Annotated in this window: 18 protein-coding genes; 10 read left to right on the forward strand and 8 right to left on the reverse strand. The window is 71.1% G+C overall.

The window, feature by feature from the left end; all coding sequences use genetic code 11:
- The first annotated feature begins 20 nt into the window (after positions 1–20).
- Genes AB0C38_RS28775 through AB0C38_RS28795 form a run of 5 tightly spaced genes read left to right on the forward strand, consistent with a single transcriptional unit; the run spans position 21 to position 6670 of the window.
- Positions 21–1322 (forward strand): sugar ABC transporter substrate-binding protein, encoded by a 1302-nt coding sequence (locus AB0C38_RS28775; protein ID WP_360678993.1) that lies wholly within the window; start codon positions 21–23, stop codon positions 1320–1322.
- A gap of 14 nt (positions 1323–1336) precedes the next feature.
- A complete protein-coding gene (locus AB0C38_RS28780; RefSeq protein ID WP_360678995.1) occupies positions 1337–2251 on the forward strand; it encodes a sugar ABC transporter permease in 915 nt (304 codons plus the stop codon).
- Positions 2248–3045 carry a carbohydrate ABC transporter permease gene (locus AB0C38_RS28785; protein WP_360678998.1) on the forward strand — a complete coding sequence of 266 codons (798 nt, stop codon included), beginning with the start codon at positions 2248–2250 and terminating at the stop codon, positions 3043–3045. The genes AB0C38_RS28780 and AB0C38_RS28785 overlap by 4 nt, the downstream gene beginning before the upstream one ends.
- Positions 3046–3074: 29 nt before the next feature.
- Positions 3075–4958, forward strand: coding sequence for a beta-L-arabinofuranosidase domain-containing protein (locus AB0C38_RS28790; protein WP_360679001.1), 1884 nt, complete (start codon positions 3075–3077; stop codon positions 4956–4958).
- Between the two features lie 29 nt (positions 4959–4987).
- On the forward strand, positions 4988–6670 hold the full coding sequence (locus tag AB0C38_RS28795) for a CBM35 domain-containing protein (RefSeq protein WP_360679004.1): 1683 nt from the start codon (positions 4988–4990) through the stop codon (positions 6668–6670).
- A gap of 45 nt (positions 6671–6715) precedes the next feature.
- Here the strand turns inward: AB0C38_RS28795 and AB0C38_RS28800 are convergent, their stop codons facing one another.
- From AB0C38_RS28800 to AB0C38_RS28815, 4 genes are all read right to left on the reverse strand, one after another.
- Positions 6716–7789 (reverse strand): alpha/beta hydrolase, encoded by a 1074-nt coding sequence (locus AB0C38_RS28800; protein ID WP_360679007.1) that lies wholly within the window; start codon positions 7787–7789, stop codon positions 6716–6718.
- Between the two features lie 156 nt (positions 7790–7945).
- Positions 7946–8506: a snapalysin family zinc-dependent metalloprotease gene (locus AB0C38_RS28805; RefSeq protein ID WP_360679010.1), complete on the reverse strand. Its 561-nt coding sequence runs from the start codon at positions 8504–8506 to the stop codon at positions 7946–7948.
- Positions 8507–8629: 123 nt separating this feature from the next.
- Positions 8630–8920 carry a hypothetical protein gene (locus AB0C38_RS28810; RefSeq protein ID WP_360679012.1) on the reverse strand — a complete coding sequence of 97 codons (291 nt, stop codon included), beginning with the start codon at positions 8918–8920 and terminating at the stop codon, positions 8630–8632.
- Between the two features lie 35 nt (positions 8921–8955).
- Entirely contained in the window at positions 8956–9354 is a 399-nt protein-coding gene (locus AB0C38_RS28815) for a PPOX class F420-dependent oxidoreductase (RefSeq protein ID WP_360679015.1), read from the reverse strand.
- 97 nt (positions 9355–9451) lie between these two features.
- Here AB0C38_RS28815 and AB0C38_RS28820 point away from each other — a divergent pair, with 97 nt between their 5' ends.
- Positions 9452–9973 (forward strand): helix-turn-helix domain-containing protein, encoded by a 522-nt coding sequence (locus AB0C38_RS28820; RefSeq protein WP_360679018.1) that lies wholly within the window; start codon positions 9452–9454, stop codon positions 9971–9973.
- 1 nt (position 9974) lies between these two features.
- Here the strand turns inward: AB0C38_RS28820 and AB0C38_RS28825 are convergent, their stop codons facing one another.
- From AB0C38_RS28825 to AB0C38_RS28835, 3 genes are all read right to left on the reverse strand, one after another.
- Positions 9975–10532 carry a TetR/AcrR family transcriptional regulator gene (locus AB0C38_RS28825; protein WP_360679020.1) on the reverse strand — a complete coding sequence of 186 codons (558 nt, stop codon included), beginning with the start codon at positions 10530–10532 and terminating at the stop codon, positions 9975–9977.
- Between the two features lie 2 nt (positions 10533–10534).
- A complete protein-coding gene (locus AB0C38_RS28830) occupies positions 10535–12022 on the reverse strand; it encodes an MFS transporter (RefSeq protein WP_360679023.1) in 1488 nt (495 codons plus the stop codon).
- Positions 12023–12094: 72 nt separating this feature from the next.
- Positions 12095–12358 (reverse strand): hypothetical protein, encoded by a 264-nt coding sequence (locus tag AB0C38_RS28835; protein WP_360679025.1) that lies wholly within the window; start codon positions 12356–12358, stop codon positions 12095–12097.
- 227 nt (positions 12359–12585) lie between these two features.
- Between AB0C38_RS28835 and AB0C38_RS28840 the strand changes: the two genes are divergently transcribed.
- A complete protein-coding gene (locus tag AB0C38_RS28840; RefSeq protein WP_360679027.1) occupies positions 12586–12816 on the forward strand; it encodes a hypothetical protein in 231 nt (76 codons plus the stop codon).
- 24 nt (positions 12817–12840) lie between these two features.
- Here the strand turns inward: AB0C38_RS28840 and AB0C38_RS28845 are convergent, their stop codons facing one another.
- Entirely contained in the window at positions 12841–14010 is a 1170-nt protein-coding gene (locus AB0C38_RS28845; protein WP_360679125.1) for an ROK family protein, read from the reverse strand.
- A 207-nt stretch (positions 14011–14217) separates the two neighbouring features.
- Here AB0C38_RS28845 and AB0C38_RS28850 point away from each other — a divergent pair, with 207 nt between their 5' ends.
- The 3 genes from AB0C38_RS28850 to AB0C38_RS28860 are packed head-to-tail and all read left to right on the forward strand — an operon-like array spanning position 14218 to position 19342.
- On the forward strand, positions 14218–15588 hold the full coding sequence (locus tag AB0C38_RS28850; RefSeq protein WP_360679030.1) for an APC family permease: 1371 nt from the start codon (positions 14218–14220) through the stop codon (positions 15586–15588).
- Positions 15585–18455, forward strand: coding sequence for a beta-mannosidase (locus AB0C38_RS28855; RefSeq protein WP_360679032.1), 2871 nt, complete (start codon positions 15585–15587; stop codon positions 18453–18455). Before AB0C38_RS28850 ends, AB0C38_RS28855 begins: the two co-directional genes overlap by 4 nt.
- On the forward strand, positions 18452–19342 hold the full coding sequence (locus AB0C38_RS28860; protein ID WP_360679035.1) for an ROK family protein: 891 nt from the start codon (positions 18452–18454) through the stop codon (positions 19340–19342). The genes AB0C38_RS28855 and AB0C38_RS28860 overlap by 4 nt, the downstream gene beginning before the upstream one ends.
- The last annotated feature ends 30 nt before the right edge of the window (positions 19343–19372 follow it).

Below are 19372 nucleotides of genomic sequence, written 5' to 3' on the forward strand. Positions count from 1 at the left end.
GCCTCCCGTTAGGAGAGTCGATGACTTCGCACATCCGAACCAGGGCCGGGCGGGTCGTGGCCGCCCTTGCGGGCGTGCTCGTCCTCGCGGCCTGCCAGAGCGGGCCGTCCGGGCCGGCGGCGGGGGACACCGCCGGGGTGGACGACGGCACCACGATCACCATGTGGACCCGGTCGCCGACGGCCACCTTCAGCCAGACGCTGATCGACGCCTACAACGCGAGCCACAAGAACAAGGTGAAGCTGACCGTCTTCCCGGCCGACTCCTACCAGCAGAAGGTCGGTACCGCCGCGGGCGCCCGGCAGCTGCCGGACCTGCTCGCCGCCGACGTCGTCTACGCGCCGAACTACGCGGCGAAAGGCCTGTTCCTCGACCTCACCGACCGCGTGAACCAGCTGTCGTTCAAGGGTTCCCTCGCCCCGGCGCACATGAAGGCGGCCACCCACGAGAACAAGCACTACGCGGTCCCGCACGACATCGACCTGTCCGCGGTGTTCTACAACAAGGTCCTGTTCACCCGCGCCGGCCTCGATCCCGCGAAACCGCCGTCCACTTTGGACGAGCTGGCCGCGGCCGCCCGCAAGATCGCCGCGCTCGGCGGGGACGTCAAGGGCTACTTCTTCGGCGGTGCCTGCCCGGGCTGTCAGCTGTTCACCAGCTGGCCGATGATCTGGGCCTCCGGCGGCACGGTGCTCAACGACCAGGGCACCGCGGCCACGCTCGACAGCCCCCAGGCCGCCCAGGTCTACTCGCTGCTGAGGCAGCTCTACACCGAGGGCGTCGTGCCGACGTCGGCCAAGAACGAGTCCGGGCCGACGTGGACGCAGCCGTTCGTGGACGGCAAGATCGGCATCCAGCCGATGGGCGCGACCGCGTTGCAGGGCATCAAAGAAGGGCCGGACCTGCAGGTCGGCGTCGCGCCGATCCCCGGCCTGACCGGCGGCAGCTCGTCGTTCGTCGGCGGGGACGTCGTCGGCATCGGCAGCAACAGCCGGCACGCCGCGGCCGCGTGGGACTTCATCGCCTGGACGCTGTCCGACCACGCCCAGGTCGACGTCGTGGCGAAGAGCAAGAACATCACCGTCCGCGCCGACCTCGCCGACAACACCTACGCGAAGCAGGACCCGCGGCTCGGCGTGTTCAACCGGCTCGCCGGCCAGGGACAGACGCCGATCTCGGTCAACTTCGGCAAGACGTTCAACGACACCAACGGTCCCTGGACCGCGACGGTGATCGACGCGGTGTTCGGCGGTGGTGACGTCGGCTCGACCCTGAAGCAGCACAACGCGGCCGTCACCGAGTCCCTCGCCGGCGGCAGCTGACGATGGTGTCGCTGGTGTCTTCGCGGGTGCCGGCGCCGGAGGCCTCGGCACCGGCGCCCCGCCGCCGCGGCTCGATCGCCCGGAACCGGCGCCGGTTGGGGATCGCCTACACCACGCCGATGGCCGTGCTGGTCGCCGTCTTCTTCGTGATCCCGCTCGGGTTGATGCTGTGGATGTCGGTCAACCACTGGCCGCTGGTCGGCGTCTCGGCGCCCAACGGAGTCGAGAACTACGACGCGCTGAGCGACCCGCTGTTCCTGCGCGCGGTCTGGTTCACCGTCAAGTACACGCTGGTCACGACCGTGGTGCTCGGCGTCGTCGCCTTCGGGCTGGCGCTGCTGGTCCAGCACGACCGGCCCGGCACCGGCGTGGCCCGCACGGTGTTCTTCCTGCCCAGCGCGGTCGGGCTCGCGTCGACCAGCCTGCTGTTCTACGGGCTGTTCAACACGGACTCGTCCGCCCTCAACCACCTGGTCGGCTTCCTCGGCTTCGGCCGCGTGGACTGGCTCGGCTCGGGCGGCGGCGCGCTCGGCTCGACCGTCGGGATGATCACCTGGCGGTTCGCCGGGTTCTACATGCTCATCCTGCTGACCGGCCTGCAGAGCATCGACCCGGCGCTGTACGAGGCCGCGCGCATCGACGGCGCCACCCGGTGGCAGATCCTGTGGCGGGTGACGCTCCCGCTGCTGCGCCCGACGCTCGCGCTCGCGGCGGTGCTGTCGCTGACCGGCTCGCTGCTGGCGTTCGACCAGTTCTTCATCCTCACCGGCGGCCGGCACGACACCGCCACGGTCGTCATCGACATCTACCGCGAAGCGTTCCTGTCGCAGGACCTGGGCCGGGCCGCCGCGGTGTCGGTCGCGACGCTCGCCGTGCTGGTCGTCCTCAACGTCGCCCAGCTGCGCCTGATCCGCCGGGAGGGCCGGTGATCCGGGGCGTGGGCCGGTACGTCACGAGCGCGGCGCTGGCCGTGTTGTTCCTGCTACCGTTGCTGTGGACGCTCTACTCGTCCCTCACCGGGCGGGAGGCCGGCGACTCCGGGACCGACAACTACCGGCGGCTCGCCGAGTACGGCACCGGCCTCGGCACCTACCTGCTCAACACAACCGTGGTCGCGCTCGTCGCGGTGGTCGTCACCGTCGTGACGACCACGCTCGGCGGGTACGCCATGGCCCGGCTCGCCTTCCCCGGGCGCAACGTGCTGTTCCTGGTGACGCTGGCCATCCTGATGGTGCCCTACACGACGATCCTGGTGCCGCTCTACATCCTGCTCGGCTGGCTCGGCCTGCAGAACTCGCTGATCGGGCTGGGCCTGGTGATGGCCGTGCTCCAGCTGCCGTTCGGGCTGTTCATGATGCGCAACTCCTTCGAAGCGCTGCCGATCGAGCTCGAGGAGGCGGCGCTGATCGACGGCTGCTCGGTCGGCGGCGCGCTGCGGCGGGTGCTGCTGCGCGGGGTCCTCCCGGGCGTCGTCACCATCGCGCTGTTTTCTTTCCTGGCCGCGTGGAACGAGTTCGTCGCGCCGCTGATCTTCCTCACCGACGGCGAGAAGTTCACGCTGCCGGTCGCCCTGTTCAACCTCCAGTCCGGCAGCCTCGGCTCGGTCGACTTCGGGGCCCTGCAAGCGGGAGTGGTGGTCTCCGCCCTGCCGTGCGTGGCTGTCTTCCTCGTCCTGCAGCGGTACTACGTCCGCGGCTTCACCTCGGGAGCCCTCAAGGGCTGAGAAATTCAAGGCTGTGACAGGAGCACTCGATGACCGAACGCGTCCTCGGCCCCGCCCACCCCACGTCCGCCGCGACGTCCATCCTGTGGCCGCTGTTCCTCGGCGCCGTCACCTTCGCGCCGGGCAGCCCGCTCGGCGACTGGCAGGAGCGCAACGCGACCCGGACCTTGCCGCACTGCGCCGGCAAGCTCGACGCCGCGGGCGCCCTGGACAACCTCCGGCGCGTCACCGGCGAGGTCGACGGCGGCCACCGGAACATGTGGTTCGCCGACTCCGACGTCTACAAGACCCTCGAAGCCGCCGCCTGGCAGCTCGGCCGGACCCCGGACGACGCCGAGCTGCGCGCGTTCCTCGACACCACCGCCGCGCTGGTGGCGAAGGCGCAGGGGGAGGACGGCTACCTGAACTCGTACTTCGCCGTCGACAAGCCCGAGCTGCGGTGGCGGGAGCTGCATTGGAGCCACGAGCTGTACTGCGCGGGCCACCTGATCCAGGCTGCCGTCGCCGCCGCGCGGGCCGGGGTGGGCTCGGAGCTCGTCACGGTCGCCCGGCGCTTCGCGGACCTGATCGTGGACCGGTTTTCGACCGTGGACGACGTCGACGGACACCCGGAGATCGAGACCGCGCTGGTCGAGCTCTACCGGGTGACCGGACACCGGCCCTACCTGGAGATGGCACGGCGGTTCCTCGACCTGCGCGGGCACGGCCTGCCCAACGGTGAGCGGTTCGGCCCGCGGTACCTGCAGGACCACGTGCCGGTACGGGCGGCGGACGAGGTCGCCGGGCACGTCGTGCGCCAGCTGTACCTGCTCGCCGGCGTCGTGGACGTCGCCGTCGAGACTCGCGACGAGGAGCTGCTGGACGCGGCCCGCCGCCTGTGGGCCGACGCGTTCGGCGCGAAGACCTACCTGACCGGTGCCCAGGGCTCCCGGCACCGCGACGAGGCGTTCGGCGACCCGTACGAGCTGCCGCCCGACCGCGCGTACGGCGAGACCTGCGCGGCGATCGCGAGCTTCCAGGGCAACTGGCGGTTGTTGCTGGCCACCGGCGAGGGCCGGTACGCCGACGAGATGGAACGGGCGCTGTACAACGTGATCGCCGGCTCGACCGCGCTCGACGGCGCGCACTTCTTCTACTCCAACCCGCTGCACCTGCGCACCGGTCACGACGGCTCGCACGAGGACGCGCCGTCGCGGCGGCTGCCGTGGTACTCGTGCGCCTGCTGCCCGCCCAACCTCGCCCGGCTGGTCGCGTCGCTGTCCGGGTACGTGGCGACCACCGACCAGGGCGGCCTCCAGGTGCACCTGTACGCCGCCGGTTCGCTGCGGACCACTGTGGACGGTGCCGACGTCCACGTCGTCACGCGCACCGGATACCCGTGGGACGGCCGGATCGAGCTGACCGTGACGACGGACGCCGCGCTCATGCTGGCCCTGCGCGTCCCGGCCTGGGCGTCCGGCGCGCTGGTCGACGGCGCGCCCGCCGACGTCCGCGACGGCTACGCCGAGGTGCGCCGCGACTGGTCCGCGGGCGCCACGGTGACCCTGGAGCTGCCGATGCCCGCCCGCGTCGTGCGGCCCCACCCGCGGATCGACGCCGTGCGCGGCTGCGTCGCCGTGACGCGCGGGCCGCTCGTGTACTGCTTGGAGCAGGCCGACCTGCCCGACGGCGTCACGCTGGAAGACGTGCGGATCGACCCGGCGGCGCGGCTCGCCGAGGGGGAGCTGCCGGACGTGCCGGTGACCCTCACCGCGCGGGGCTTCGTCGAGGCGCCCGCGTCGGACGAGCTGTACGGCGCCGGCGCCAGTGCTCCCGGCGAACCGGTCGAGCTGACCGCGATCCCGTACTTCCTGTGGGGCAACCGGACTCCCGGCCCGATGCGGGTCTGGATCCCGGTCGCCACCACGGAGTGACCCCGTCCCCCGTCAGGATCGAGGTACCGATGTCACGACGCACTCTCCCGCTCGCGGTCGCCGTTCTCACCGCCCTCACGGTGGTGGTTCCGGCGCAAGCCGCCGGGCACACCCTCGTGGTGAACGCCGCGGCGCCGTTCCGGCCGGTCACGCACGCCGCCGCCGGCGGCCTCTACGCGCTGGCCGAGAACAACCGGCCGGCGGATTCGACGCTGTTGCCCCTCAAGCTGAACACCCTCACGCAGCCGCCGCCGGACGTCGGGCAGAAGCCGAACGGCCAGCCGGCCGGCGGGGACGCGCTGAAGATCGCGCCGCAGGCGGACCGCGCCGGCGCCGCGCAGGTGATCCGGATGCCGGACATCTACCCGGACTTCCCCTACAAGTGGGTGAGCTGGGACGACTGGCTGGCCAAAGTGGACACCATGGTCTCGAAGCGGCTGGCCGCCACTTCGGTGAGCAACGTGGCCGCGTGGGAGATCTGGAACGAGCCTGACTGGACCTGGGACACCGCCAAGGCGGGCGACTTCACCTCCGGGTGGACGCGCACGGTCCAGCGGATCCGGACCCGCGACACCCTCACCCCGGTCGCGGGGCCCGGCTACGCGGGCTGGGACGCCACGCGGATGCGGGCGTTCCTGACGAACGCGAAGACCACGAACACCGTGCCCGACCTCGTGATCTGGCACGAGCTGAACCACAGCAGCGGGGCGATCGCGGCCGACGTCGCGGCGTACCGCTCGCTGGAGTCGTCGCTCGGCATCAGCCCGCGGCAGATCTTCATCAACGAATACGCGTGGACCGACGAGGTCGACGTACCCGGGCGCGTCGCGAACTACGTCTCGAAGCTGGAACGCGCCGGGGTGGCGGCCGCCGACCGGGCGTTCTGGTACGAGTACGGGACGGTGAACGGCCTGGTCGTCAACACCACCCAGCCGACCGGGACGTGGTGGCTGTACAAGTGGTACGGCGACATGGCGGGCTCGATGGTGAGCACCACGCCGCCCGCGCAGTCCGGCCTGGACGGGTTCGCCTCCTACGACACCACCCGCAAGCGCGTCGACGTCGTGTTCGGCGACGAGGCGGGCACCAACTCGGTGCGGGTGACCGGGCTCAGCGGCACGGTCCGCGTCACGCTGGAGTCGACGCCGTCGTCGGGCCGGTTCACCGCGGTGACCGCGCCGACCGTGCTGTCGATGTCGACCTACACCGTCGCGAACGGGCAGATCACCGTGCCCGTGCCGAACATGTCGGCGACGAGCGCGTACCACCTGGTCGTCGAGCCGACCAGCGGTGTGCCCGCCTACCAGCAGCGGTACGAGGCGGAGAACGCGTCGGTGTTCCGCGCACAGCGGCTCTCCAGCGGCAGTGCGTCCAACGGCGGTTACGTCGGCCGCATCGACAACAGCGGTGACCCGCGCAGCGACAGCTACCTCGACTTCGTGGTGAACGTCCCGAGCGCCCGCGCCTACACGATGACCATCGGCTACGCGAACGGCACGGGAGCGACGTCGACCCAGGGCCTGGCCTACAACGGCGGCGGCTGGTCGACGGTCAGCTACCCGCCGACCGCCGGCTGGGGCCAGTTCGGCTCGGCCGTCTCGACGAGCGTCACCCTGCACGCGGGCTACAACACGATCCGGCTGGCCAAGGGCGCGCCGTACTTCGCCGGCGGCACCGGCTACGCCGAGCTCGACTACCTCCAGCTCACCTGACGTCCCCGGTTCGTGGCGGCCGGGTGGCCGCCACGAACCGGTCCGTCACCGGAGGTACTGCGCGAAGAACGCGCCGAGCTGCGTGCGCTGCGTGCAGACGCTCTGCCCGGCGTCCACGGTGCCGATGAACGGCGCGATCGCCGCCGGGTCCAGGCCGAGCTGGGGGAGGAGCGCCTGGTAGTCGGTGTAGCTGAAGTGCTCACCGTCCGGGAGGCGGTACTCGCGGACCGGGCCGCGCTGGTGGCTCAGGAACTCCTGCCACGAACCGTCGGACGCCGCGCTGTGGTCGCCCGCGCTCAGCAGCAGGAACGGCCGGTCGAGCCCTTCGTTCGCGACGCGGCCGAAGTCGCGGGCCGACTGGGAGTAGGCCATGCTGCCGTCGAGGTCCGCGCCCGCCTCGATGCGAGGGTCCGACACCATCGTCTCGCCGGTGGTGAACCCGCCCGCGGAATGGCCGAACATGCCGATGCGGGTCAGGTCGAGGGACAGCCCCGCCGGGAGTTTCAGGGACTTCAGCTCGTCGAGGACGAACCGGGTGTCGGCCACCCGGGTGGCGATCAGCAGCTTGCCGTCGGTGCCCGGGGGCAGCACCCGCCGTTCGACGCGGCCGCCGGGGAACTCCACCGCCGCCGACTCGTGGGTGTGGTCGATCGCCACCGTCACGTAGCCCTCGCTCGTGAGCTGCTCCAGCTGCGCGGTGCCGACCGAACGCGGGTACTTGGCGCTGGGGGAGTAGAGCACGACGGGGCGCCGTCCGCCGGCGGCGGGAGCACCGGTGCGGGCGTGCGTGGGAAACGTGTAGTCCAGGCGGTCCGCGGAAATGCCGAGCTGCGCCGCGTCCTCTTCGGACACGACCTTCGCGGCACCCGGCGTCAGGTACGGCGCTTTCGGGCCGCTGCCCGGCCGCGCCGGGTACCGGACGGTCACCATCAGCTCCCGCGTGGTGCCCGCGACCCACGGATCCTGCCGGGCGTGGTCGACGAGGTGCAGATCGGTGGTTCCGACGGCGTACGGGCCGGTCGGCGCGGGCAGGCCGAGCCGGGCCGGAGTGGCCGCGGCGGCTGCGGCCGTGGTGGTCAGGAGGACGCCGGTGAGCCCGGCGACGAGTGCTTTTCGCATGGTTTGACCGTATTGACGCGGGCGCGCCACGCCATCGGGATGATCACCGATTTCGTCCCGGTCAGGGTCGGCCGGTTCGCCACCGGCGCCTGGAGCCGTCCCGGACGTGAAACGCGCCGGTGACCACGGGGGCCACCGGCGCGCTGTGCGACTGGATCAGAAGCCGTAGATCGTTTCGAAGACCTGCTGCTGGTTCGTCGCCGCGAGACCGTTGGCCCACAGCGAGTTCACCCGGCTGCGCTCGGCCGCGTTCGGCACCGCGTTGGTGCAGGACGTGCCGGGGCCGCCGCCGGACATCAGTTCGGAGCACGGGCCCGAGTAGTGGTCGGGCAGCCCGAGGGCGTGCCCGGTCTCGTGCGCCGCGATCCGCGTCGGGTTGTACTGGCGGGCCTGGGTGTAGTCGATGAAGATGGTGCCGCTGCCGTGCCCGTTGGTCGAGGCGTAGGAGCCCCGGGGGTCGTTGCCCTCGGTGTAGCGCAGGCTGGCGCCGGAGCTGCGTTCGACCAGTCTGACGTTGGTCACGCTGCGGTTCCAGTTGGCGGCACCGGCGTTGATCACCGAGCGGAACGACGGTGCGCTGGCAGTGCTGTAGTAGACCGTGGTGACGGCGGCTTCCTGCTGGGTGCCGGCCGGAGCGGCGGACGCGGTGCCCGCGGCGATCGGCGTCACGGCCAGGGCCAGCGCGACAGCGCCGGCCAGGGCGAACTTCCTCGACATCGGAAGACTCCTCGTGGGGGACGGGGATTTGCCGGATTTGCGCGCGCTGTCGAAAATTTACCGGTTGTTCGCCGGAACCGGAGCCGACTTCCGTAGGGCGGTCGGAGTGGTGATTTACCAACACTAACTGCGGGTTGACAAACGCCAGGCGGCGCGCTTCCGCTCGCGGCCGAGCGCTGCCGCGGTCACCACCGCGCCGGCGAGGGCGACCAGGCCGCCACCCATCAGGAGCCGGGCGCGGACGGTGAACGCGGGGAAGCCCGGCCACCCCTTCGCGGCGCCGAGCAGGTTGAGCAGGCCGGTGTTCACGGCGGCGAGCGAGCTGACCGTCAGCAGGTGGCGCGCGGTCCGGGAGCCGGTGAACCCCATCAGCCGCACCTGCCGGTCCGGGGTCAGGACACCGGCGACGCCCATCGCGAGCGCGGTCGCGACGGTCCTTTGTGGATGATCTACGGGCGCTGCTCCGTACAGAGGGTGACCGAGATGCCGACCCAGCGCCGGTTCCGCGGCCGCAAGCCGTCGGTCCACAACACCAGCCGGGCGGTGAGGTACTTCCGGGTCATCAGCCGGCGGACCCGGCGGGTCCCGGCGTCGTCGAGCAGCCGGGCGGTGCCGTCGACGCCCGTGGCGCCGTCGGCGATCCGGCCGCGGCCGTCGCACGGGGTCACGGTGACGCGCGAACCGGCGCGGATCCGCTTGACCTTGCCGGTGGCGGGTTTGGTCAGCATGCAGACCTGTCCGAGTTCGTCTACGGCGACGCCGAGCACCGTCGGGACCGGGCGGCCGTCCCGGCGGTAGGTGGTGAGGAGCACGTGGTGGCTCCGGTTCAGCTGCTCCAGCGCGGTCATGGCCGGACCTCCGGAGATATATGGTAGTGGCACTGCCGTTTCAGCGTATCCCTAAAACGGTAGTGTCGCTACCGTTTCATTCGGAGGGGTGGATCACATGCGCAAGGACCAGCTGCGGAACCGGCAGCGGCTGGTGTCGGCCGCCCGGGACGCCTTCGGTGAGCACGGTTCCGAGGCCAGCCTGGAGGAGATCGCGCGCCGGGCCGGGGTCGGCCCGACGACGCTGTATCGGCACTTCCCCGGGAAGGACGACCTGATCGAGGCGGTGCTCGACGACCTGATCGCCTCGGTGCGGGAAAACGCGGAACGTCTGGCGGACGACGCCGACCCGCGCGCCGCGTTCCGGGCGGTGTTCACCCGCGGCTGCGACCTGACCGAGCGCGACATGGCGACGTTCGCCCGGCTCGCCGCCGCCGGCCCGCGGTCCGACGCCCACGCCCAAGGCCTGATCGCCGCGGTCGTCGGGCCGGCCACCACCCGCCTGCGCGACGCCGGGGGCCTGCGGGCCGGGATCACGGTCGACGACATCGCCCGGTTCGTGCGCATGACGTTGACCGCCGGCGACCCGGACACCCAGGTCAAGGCGATCGACGTGCTGCTGGCGGGACTCGTCGTCTGAGTCAGGCGTCCAGCGTGAGGTCGATGAGCTGCTGTTCCAGTCTCCGCGCGGCGGCCACCTCGATGCCGACCCCCCACAGCGGCGCCGTGCTGGCGCCGTCGGCCGCCGCGATGACCAGGGTTACCACGTGGTCGGGGAGGCCGTCGGCGCGCAGCTCCTCGTTCCACTGCTCGGCGTCCGCGCGGGCGAGCTCGGCGATCTTGGGGATCGAGATCAGCTGGGCGACCAAGGCGATGTTCTCGCGGATCGCGATCTCGTTGTAGGACGTGTCCAGCGACGCGCGGACGTACGCGCGGGTCAGCCGCCCCGGTGCCGTGTCTTCGGGGTCCAGTGCCGCTCGCACCTCGGCGCGGTAGGTGTCCAGGATGTCCTGGGCGAGCGCGCGGACCAGCGCGTCCTTGGCGGGAAAGTGGTACAGCAGCCCGCCTTTCGACACGCCGGCCGCCTTCGCGATGTCGTCGAGCGACGCGGAGATCCCCCGGGTGCGGATGACGGTCCCGGCCGCGTCGAGCAGGGCCCGGCGCGTTTCCTCCGGGCCGCGCCCGGCTTTGCGAGGCATGCTCAGTCCTTTCCGGACGGAATCGTACGCCAGGCGATCACCGCGGCGACGGCGGTGACGGCCGCCGCCGCGAGCGACGTCACCTGCATCGCGCCGGTGAACGCTTCTCGTGCGGTGCGGGCGAGGTCGGACGCCGGGTCGAGCACGTTCACCGCGGCGGCGAGGGAGTCGCGCACCTCGCCGGGCGCCGCGGCCGGCAAGTTCGCCCGGTAGACGACGGTGACCAGCGAGCCGAGGATCGCGATGCCCAGTGCCGCACCGAGTTCGTACGCCGTCTCCGAGATCGCCGACGCCGAGCCGGCTTTGTCCCGCGGGACGGCGGACAGCACCGAGTCGACGGTGAGCGTCAGCGCGAGACCGACGCCGAGCCCGACCGGCACCAGCGTCAGGCCCAGCCACCAGTACTGCGGCGCCCGTTCGGCCACCGCGACCAGCGCGAGCCCCAGCGCGGCGACGGCGAGAGCCACCGCGACGGCGCGGCCCCGGCCGAGCCGGGCGACGACCACCCCGACCGCGGCCACGACGACGATCGAGGCCAGCGTCGCCGGCATCTCCGCGAACCCGGCTTGCAGCGGCGAGAAGCCACGGACGAGCTGCAGGTACTGGGAGAAGAAGAACAGCAGGCCCATCAACGCGAACACCGCGACGAAGCTGGCGAGGACGGCGCCGCTGAACGCCGCGTTGCGGAACAGCGTGACGTCGATCAGCGGGTTCGCCGCCCGTCGCTGACGGCGCACGAACAGGATGCCGGACACGGCTCCGGCGGCGGCCGTGACACCCACCTGCGCGTCGATCCCCGAGCTGACGGCGTGCTTGACCGCGTAGACCAGCGGGACGATCGCGGCCATCGACAGCCCGGCCGAGAGCAGGTCGAAGCGGCCGGGGTGCGGATCGCGCGACTCCGGCAGCAGCAGGGCGCCCGCGATCAGGAAGCCGATGACGATCGGCACGTTGATCAGGAACACCGAGCCCCACCAGTAGTGCTCCAGCAGCACCCCGCCGACGAGCGGGCCGAGCGCGATGCCGCCGCCGGACCCGGCCGACCAGATCGCGATGGCGCGGGTGCGCTCGCGCGGGTCGGCGAACAGGGTGCGGATGATCGAGAGCGTCGACGGCATGATCGTCGCGCCCGCGACCCCGAGCAGCAGGCGGGCCACGACGAGCACGCCCGCGGTGGGGGAGAAGGCGGCGAGTGCGGACGCCAGCCCGAACGCGGCCGTGCCGATGAGCAGGACTCGCTTGCGGCCGAAGCGGTCGGCGAGGTTCCCGGCGGTGACCAGCAGGCCGGCCAGGGCGAGGGAGTAGACGTCGCCGATCCAGAGGATCTCGGTCGCGGTCGGCGCGAGCTCGCGGGTCAGCGAGGGCACGGCGAGGTACAGCACGGTGCCGTCGACGGCGAGCAGCAGCACCGCGCCGACCAGCACGCCCAGCGCGGCCCAGCGGCGGCGGTGGCTCAGGACGGGGCCCGGGGTCGGCAGGATGGCGGTCATGGGACTTACTATACCGTCTGGACGGTACAGTAAGCGACGTAAACCAGGTCACAGTGCCGGCGAAGCGCGAGATCAGTCGTCGAGGCGCGTCCCGGCCAGTTCCTGCGCGAGGATCAGGTTGACGTGCACGGCGGCGTGGCCCAGCACCCGCCGCGCCGCGGCGAGCGCGGTCAAGGTCACGAGGACGCTCGTGCCCACGAGCAGGCCCCCGACGGTGTCGCCGGGAACCACGGCGGCGACCGAGGCGGCCACCAGGACCGGCGGCCACCAGCGGGCGGGGAGGGCGTGGCGCGGGCGCCGGATCCTGGTTCGCGTGGGTTGCCGGTGCAGGGCCATGTCGCCTCCGATCCGCCGTCGGGTGGGTCCAACATCATGACTGACCGGCTCGTCCGGGTTACCGGGTATTCGCGTTCCGTACACGATCGCCCGAAATCTTCGCCGAACGGCCCAATCGTGCCTGCTGTGTGTGTCCGGATGTCGTGTGTACGTCACCACATCGGGGCTCGAAGTCTGTTCGATCAAGTGTTAGCTCGAAGTGCTTAGGATGGAGTGAGGAGGTGGACATGACGTCGGAGGAGCTGATGATCGAGTTCGCCTTGACGCGCCTGGACCACCCGGACCTGGACCTCGAGGACCTGGCGGCGCTCGTGGTGCGGAGGGGCGGGCCGGAGCGGGTGCTGGAGTTCGCGTCGGAGAACTTGGCGGAGCGGGGAGAGCTGAGGGGAGCCCCGTTCCCGACGGCGGTCGAGCACGTGCTGCGGGTGGTGCTGACCCTTCGGGGTCCCTCGGACTGAGCCCCACCCGGCCGCAACCCCGGACTAAGCCCCACTGGTCGCGCGCTGCAAGCCCCGCCGGTCGAACACCAGCTCCCGGGCCGTGCCCAGTGCCGTCGCGATGGCGCCCGCGAGTACCGCGTCCTCGCCCAGCTGTCCCGCCACGATCTCCGGTACCACCGGCACCGTCGCGGCCAGCGCCTCCCGCATCGGCGAAGCCAGCAAGTCCGCGTTCCCGCCGATGCCGCCACCCAGCACGATCAGCCGCGGGTCGAGCACCGCCGTCACCGCCGCGACCACGTACGCGAGCTTCTCCGCTTCCTCCGCGACCACCCGCAGCGCCCGAGAGTCCCCGGCACGCGCCAACCGGAACACGTCCTTCGCCGACCGCACCGCCAGTCCCAGCGAACGGGCCGCCGAGACCACCGCCTGGCCCGCCGCCGCCGTCTCCGTCGGGCCAGGGCGACGCGCTCCGGGTGAAGCCGGGAGGGGGCCGAACGGCAAGTCCGCGATCTCGCCCGCCGCGCCGTGGGCTCCCCGGAACAGGCGGCCATCGACCAGCAATCCCATGCCGATTCCCGTGCCGACCGTGAGGCACGCCAGGACGTCGACCCCCAGCGCGGCCCCGAGCGCGTGCTCGCCCACCGCGCAGAGGTTCGCGTCGTTCTCGACCACGACGTCCGAGCCCGCGCCGGCCAGTGCCGCGACCAGTTCGGGCAGCAGCCCGCGCCGCTCCCAGCCCGGCAGGTTCGGCGCGCGGTGGACCGTTCCGCTCGCCGGGTCGGGGACGCCCGGCGTGCCGACCACCGTCGAGACGACGTCGTGCGGGGCCAGCCCGGCCGAGGTCACCGCCCGTTCGACGGATTCGCTTACGGTGCGCACCAAAGCGCTCGCGGAGCGGCACCGGTTGGGCTCGTCGAGCCGCGCGACGATGCTGCCTTCCAGGTCGGCCACGGCGATCCGGATCGCCCGCCGTCCGATGTCGACGCCGACGACGTGCCCCGCGTCCGGTGCCGCCCGGTAGACGACCGCCGCGCGGCCCGGGCCGGCCACGCTGCGCCCAGTGGTCCGGACCAATCCGTGCTGCTCAAGATCGAGGAGCGCCTGTCCGACCGTGGGTTTCGACAGTCCTGTCGCGGCCGCGATCTGCGGTCGCGTCGCTTCGCCCTGCCCGCGCAGCCGCTCCAGCACCAAGCGCCGGTTCAGCGCCCGCATGCTCGCCGGAGTTCCCACCCGCGGCCCGATTCGCCCCACGACGTCCCCATCTCCGATCCGCGTTGCCGCAAGTTTATCCACGGAACTCTTTCGACTCCGCACGTTCTATGTTAAGAAACTTTACTAACTACTAGACGGAGGCACGTCGTGAGTTCACCCACTCGCTCAGGGGAGCCGCAACCCGCCCTCGAGCGCAGGATCGGCCCGATGCAGGCCACCGCGATCAACATGACCCAGATGTGCGGTATCGGCCCGTTCGTCACGATCCCGGCCATGGTCGCCACCATGGGCGGCCCGCAGGCGATGTTCGGCTGGATCATCGGGGCGATCGTCGCGCTGGCCGACGGGCTCATCTGGGCCGAGCTCGGCGCCGCGATGCCGGGCGCCGGCGGCACCTACCTCTACCTGCGCGAAGCCTTCCAGTACCGGACCGGGCGGCTGATGCCGTTCCTGTTCGTCTGGAGCGCGGTGCTGTTCATCCCGCTGATCATGTCGACCGGCATCATCGGCCTCGTCCAGTACCTCGGCTACCTGATCCCCGGCGTCACCGACGACGCGGGCACCACGCCGCTGGGCAAGATCATCGGCGTCGGCATCACGCTCGTCATCGTCGCCGCGCTGTTCCGCAAGATCGGCCAGATCGGCAAGCTCACGACCGTGCTGTTCGTGGTCATGCTGATCGCGGTGCTCACCACCGTCGTCGCCGCGTTCACGCACTTCAGCGGCGCGCAGGCGTTCGCCTTCACCCCGGGCGCGTTCAGCTCGGCCGGCGAGGGCACGTTCTGGGGCGGCCTCGGCGCCGGCCTGATCATCGCGATCTACGACTACCTCGGCTACAACACGACGGCCTACCTCGGCGGCGAGGTCCGCAACCCCGGCCGGACGCTCCCGCGCTCGATCCTCTTCTCGATCGTCGGCATCATGAGCCTCTACTTCCTGCTGCAGGTCGGCGTGCTCGGCTCGGTCCCGCTGGAGGAGCTGAAGACCGCCACCTCGGTCGCCTCGACCGTGCTCGAGCAGGCGTGGGGCACCGTCACGGCGAAGATCGTCACCGTCTTCATCGTCGTCGCGGCCGTCGGCTCGGTGTTCGCCGGCCTGCTCGGCGGCTCGCGCGTGCCGTTCGAAGCCGCGCGGGACAAGGTGTTCCTGTCGATGTTCGGCAAGCTGCACCCGAAGCTGAACCTGCCGACCGCCGGCGTGCTCACCATGGGCGCGATCACCATCATCGGCTCGCTGTTCACGCTGACCGACGTCATCAACGCCGCCGTCGCCACCCTGGTGATCATCCAGTCGCTGGCCCAGGTCGCGGCGATCGTGACGCTGCGCCGCCGCCAGCCGAACCTGAAGCGGCCGTACCGGCAGTGGCTCTACCCGGTGCCGACGATCGTCGCGCTGGTCGGCTGGGTCTACATCTACGTCTCGGCGACCTGGCTCTCGATCGGGCTCTCGCTGGGCTGGATCGCCGTCGGCGCGATCGCGTACCTGGTCTACGCCAAAACCGAGAACACCTGGCCGTTCGGGCCGAAGGAGATCAAGGAAGCCTTCGCCGACACCGAAACCGAAGGGGCTCAGGCATGACGAAGAAGCTCGCGGCGCTGGCCGCGCTGCTCCTGGTGCCGGGGGTGCTGAGCGTCGCCGCGCCGGCCTCGGCGCAGGACGTCCACACCGAAGCGGCGAAACCGCACGGCCTCAGCACGATCGGCCTGCAAGGCTGGCAGGTCCTCACTACCGCGAACGTCAAGGACGGCGGCGACAAGGTCTCGACGCCCGGCTACGGCACGCGCGGCTGGCTGCCCGTCAAGCCGGACGACGCGGGCGCGCCGGGCACCGAGATCAACGCCCTGGTGCAGAACGGAAAGTGCCCGGACGTCTTCTACTCCGACAACATGCGCAAGTGCTTCGGGTACGTCGACAAGCTCGGGCCTGTGGTCACGAAGCCGTTCTCGGACCCGTGGTGGTACCGCACCGACTTCACCCCGGACTTCAGGAACGGCCAGCACGCGAAGCTGACCATCCCGGGCATCGTCGGCGAGGGCGACGTCTGGGTGAACGGCAAGCTCGTCGCCACGAAGGACGTCGTGAGCGGCGCGTTCGCCGGGCACACGTTCGACGTCTCGAAGCTGGTGAAGCCGGGCAAGAACACCCTGGCGATCAAGGTCTACCCCAACGACCCGCTGAAGATGTACACCCTCGACCAGGTCGACTGGGGCCAGATCCCGCCGGACAACAACACCGGCATCCAGTTCCCGCCGACGCTGCAGGTGTCCGACGCGCTCACCGGCGACAACGCGCACGTCGTGCAGGACAACGCGCCTGACCTGTCCAGCTCTTCGCTCACGGTCAAGGTTGACGTCACCAATAACGCGGGCGCCGCGCAGACCGGCGACGTCGCGGCCACGGTGAACCCGCCTTCGGGTGCGCCGGTCGTCGTCCACCAGCGCGTGACGATCCCGGCGAACACCAAGCGGACGGTGACGTTCGCCCCGGTGAAGATCAGCAAGCCGCGCGTCTGGTGGCCCTACTCGATGGGCGACCAGCCGCTGTACACGCTGACCACCGCGGTCTCGCAGGACGGCGTGCTGTCGACGTCGTCGAAGAGCACCTTCGGCATCCGCACGGTCACCTCGCGCCTGGTCGGGAAGTCCGCGCCGCTGCCCGAGGGCGCGCGGCAGTTCACCATCAACGGCAAGGACTTCGTGTTCCGCGGCGGCGGCTTCGCGCCGGACCTGTTCCTGCGCTACGACCAGGCCGACACCGCGCACCAGATCGCGCTGATCAAGAACATGGGCCTCTCCGGCGTCCGCCTCGAGGGCCACGACATGCCGCAGGACTTCTACGACCAGGCCGACCGCGCCGGGCTGCTCGTGATCGGCGGATTCCTGTGCTGTGACGCCTGGCAGCCCGAGGACGCCTCGACGCTGACCGAGCGCGACTACCGGATCATGCACGACTCGGCGTACACGATCGCGCAGATGGAGCGGAACCACCCGAGCGTCTTCAACTACGGCTGGAGCGACAACGAGCCGGTGCCGCGCCAGGAGTCCGAGACGCTGAAGGCGTTCAAGGAAGCCGACTTCCAGGTGCCGGTGATCGCCTCGGCGGAGTACAAGAGCACGCCGGCGCTCGGGCAGTCGGGGGAGAAGGAAGGCCCGTACGACTGGGTCCCGCCGTCCTACTGGTACGACACCTCGCACTTCGACGCGGACGACTCCAGTCGCACCAACGTCGGTGGTTCGTGGGGCTTCGCGAGCGAGCAGAGCGCCGGGCACACCGTGCCGACGCTCGACTCGATCAAGCGGTTCCTGTCGCCCGCCGAGCAGGCGAAGCTGTGGCAGGACCCGGCGTACAACCAGTACCACGCCAACTTCGAGCCCGGCCACGGCGGCTACAAGTTCGGCACGCTGTACACGCTGGACCAGTCGATCACCCAGCGGTACGGGAAGTGGAACTCGCTCAAGTCCTATGTGGACCTCGCGAACATCGCGAACTACGAGAACACCCGCTCGCAGTTCGAGGCGTTCCTGCACCACTCGACGGACAAGGACAACCCGTCCACCGGGGTCGTCTACTGGCAGCTGAACAAGGGCTGGCCGACGCTGCTGTGGTCGCTCTACAACGACGACGGCGACCAGGCGGGCGCGTTCTTCGGCGCGAAGAAGGCGAACAAGCCGCTGCACGCGATCTACGGCTACGACAACGGTTCCGTGACCCTGGACAACCTCGGCGCGGGCACGCAGTCCGGGCTTTCGGTGCAGGCCCGCGTCCTCGACACCGCGGGCAAGGTGCTGGACGACCAGACGGCGTCCGGGCTCTCGCTGGGTTCGCAGGGCGTGAAGACCGGGGTCCTGAAGCCGAAGGTGCCGGCCGAGACGAAGGCGCCGGCGGCCGCGCAGGTCTACTTCGTCGAGCTGCAGGTGAAGCAGGGCGGGAAGGTCGTCGACCGCAACGTCTACTGGCTCTCGACGCAGAAGGACGTCGTCGACTGGGGCAAGACGCTGGGCAACCCGCAGGCGACGCTGTCGCAGTACAGCAACCTGCAGGCGCTGCAGAACCTGCCGAAGTCGCAGGTCGGCGCGGTGGCTTCGACGCGCTCGAGCGGTGGCGGGAACGTCACCACCACGGTGACCGTGACCAACACGGCGAAGACGCCGGGGGCGGCGTTCTTCCTGCGGGCCGACGTCCGCCGCGGCACGCCGGACGGGCACGAGGGACCGGGCGACAACCAGCTCGCGAACGCGACCTGGGACGACAACGACATCACGCTGTGGCCGGGCCAGTCGCAGACGCTGACCGCCACGTACAAGGCGTCCGACCTGCGGGGCGCGACGCCGGTGATCAGCGTCGACGGGTTCAACACGGGCCGGATCGTGGTGAAGGCGGCCGGCGGGCACGGCCACCACGGGGACGCGGCGGTGGCGCCGCAGATCGAGGGGACCAGGGAGTGACACGGGAATTGATTCTCGGCATCGACTTCGGCGGCACGAAAGTGGCGCTGGGGCTCGCCGACCGCGACGGGAACCTGCTGGCCACGCGCCGGCTGGACACCGACGCGCAGGCGGGGGCCGAGCAGGTGGTGGTGCGGGCGCTCGCCGGGGCGCATGCGCTCCTGGCGGACGAGGGCGTCACCCCCACCGCGATCGGTGTCGTCAGCCCGGGGATCGTGCTGCCGGACCGGATCCTGCTCGCGCCGAACGTGCCGGGCTGGGAGGAGCTGCACCTGGCCGAGCTGGTGGCGGCCGAGTTCCCGGCCGTGCCGATCTCGGTCGGGACCGACGCGAAGGCGGCCGCGCTGGCGGAATGGCGGTGGGGCGCACTGGCCGGGGCCGACCCGGCGGTGTTCCTCTCCCTGGGCACCGGCATCGCGGCGGCGGTGCTGGTCGGCGGCCGGTTGCTGACCGGCGCCAACGGAGCTGCGGGCGAGATCGGGTACAACCTGCTCTCGCCGCAGGACACCGAGGGCTTCGCAAGCGGAGCGGCGCCGCTCGAAGAAGCCGTCGGTGGGCGTGGGCTGGGCGGCCGGGCGAGCAGTCTGCTCGGCCGCCCGGTCACCGCGGGCGAACTGTTCGCCCTGGCCAAGGAGAACGTCGAGGCCAAGGAACTGGTGACGGCCGCGCTCGACGAGCTGTCGATGCACGTGGCCAACCTGGCGATCATGCTGGACCCGCACCGCATCGCGGTCGGCGGCGGGCTGGTGCGGTCGGCCGACGTGCTGCTGCCGGCGTTGGCGGACCGGCTGGCCCACGCGGTGCCGTTCCCGCCGGAGCTGGTGTCGGCGAGGTTCGACCAGGACGCGGCGCTGCTGGGCGCGGTGGCGCTGGCGCTGGGCGGGTAGCCGTCCGGGTGGTGCGCCGGTGCCCCGACC

Origin of the sequence: Amycolatopsis sp. NPDC048633 (assembly GCF_040650695.1) — a bacterium.
GTDB lineage: Bacteria > Actinomycetota > Actinomycetes > Mycobacteriales > Pseudonocardiaceae > Amycolatopsis.

What these genes read in the sequence shown, in the direction of transcription:
- AB0C38_RS28775 (WP_360678993.1), top strand. Translation starts at nt 21, where the DNA reads ATGACTTCGCACATCCGAACCAGGGCCGGGCGGGTCGTGGCCGCCCTT.
- AB0C38_RS28790 (WP_360679001.1), top strand. Translation starts at nt 3,075, where the DNA reads ATGACCGAACGCGTCCTCGGCCCCGCCCACCCCACGTCCGCCGCGACG.
- AB0C38_RS28795 (WP_360679004.1), top strand. Translation starts at nt 4,988, where the DNA reads ATGTCACGACGCACTCTCCCGCTCGCGGTCGCCGTTCTCACCGCCCTC.
- AB0C38_RS28800 (WP_360679007.1), bottom strand. Translation starts at nt 7,789, where the DNA reads ATGCGAAAAGCACTCGTCGCCGGGCTCACCGGCGTCCTCCTGACCACC.
- AB0C38_RS28805 (WP_360679010.1), bottom strand. Translation starts at nt 8,506, where the DNA reads ATGTCGAGGAAGTTCGCCCTGGCCGGCGCTGTCGCGCTGGCCCTGGCC.
- AB0C38_RS28810 (WP_360679012.1), bottom strand. Translation starts at nt 8,920, where the DNA reads ATGGGCGTCGCCGGTGTCCTGACCCCGGACCGGCAGGTGCGGCTGATG.
- AB0C38_RS28815 (WP_360679015.1), bottom strand. Translation starts at nt 9,354, where the DNA reads ATGACCGCGCTGGAGCAGCTGAACCGGAGCCACCACGTGCTCCTCACC.
- AB0C38_RS28820 (WP_360679018.1), top strand. Translation starts at nt 9,452, where the DNA reads ATGCGCAAGGACCAGCTGCGGAACCGGCAGCGGCTGGTGTCGGCCGCC.
- AB0C38_RS28825 (WP_360679020.1), bottom strand. Translation starts at nt 10,532, where the DNA reads ATGCCTCGCAAAGCCGGGCGCGGCCCGGAGGAAACGCGCCGGGCCCTG.
- AB0C38_RS28830 (WP_360679023.1), bottom strand. Translation starts at nt 12,022, where the DNA reads ATGACCGCCATCCTGCCGACCCCGGGCCCCGTCCTGAGCCACCGCCGC.
- AB0C38_RS28835 (WP_360679025.1), bottom strand. Translation starts at nt 12,358, where the DNA reads ATGGCCCTGCACCGGCAACCCACGCGAACCAGGATCCGGCGCCCGCGC.
- AB0C38_RS28840 (WP_360679027.1), top strand. Translation starts at nt 12,586, where the DNA reads ATGACGTCGGAGGAGCTGATGATCGAGTTCGCCTTGACGCGCCTGGAC.
- AB0C38_RS28845 (WP_360679125.1), bottom strand. Translation starts at nt 14,010, where the DNA reads ATGCGGGCGCTGAACCGGCGCTTGGTGCTGGAGCGGCTGCGCGGGCAG.
- AB0C38_RS28850 (WP_360679030.1), top strand. Translation starts at nt 14,218, where the DNA reads ATGCAGGCCACCGCGATCAACATGACCCAGATGTGCGGTATCGGCCCG.
- AB0C38_RS28855 (WP_360679032.1), top strand. Translation starts at nt 15,585, where the DNA reads ATGACGAAGAAGCTCGCGGCGCTGGCCGCGCTGCTCCTGGTGCCGGGG.